General features: G+C 50.0%; 1 pseudogene. It reads right to left on the bottom strand.

Features of this window, described 5'->3' with window-relative positions:
* Positions 1-228, bottom strand: a pseudogene (locus tag V6252_RS13110) (single-stranded-DNA-specific exonuclease RecJ); the annotation flags it as partial.

The raw sequence follows: 228 nt of genomic DNA, 5'->3' as shown, positions 1-228 counted from the left end.
CATGACGACGCGTACGGTTCAACTGCTCAACCTCTTGTGCCAAACGTTGTGCGGTGCTCCAGTCTTAAGTTAATAAGCAATCAATACCGATGAGCATATTATCCATACGCCCAGCTGCATTGATACGTCGGCCTAATACGAAACCGAAATCTTGCGCATGAAGCTGCTTGGGATCACGGCCCGCTTGCTCACGCAATGCTAATATTCCCATACAGCAGCGGCCTTGAC

The sequence above is a fragment of the Psychrobacter proteolyticus genome (assembly GCF_038155145.1).
Classification (GTDB): Bacteria; Pseudomonadota; Gammaproteobacteria; order Pseudomonadales; family Moraxellaceae; genus Psychrobacter; species Psychrobacter proteolyticus_B.
This window is presented reverse-complemented; position numbering and strand designations above follow the sequence as displayed.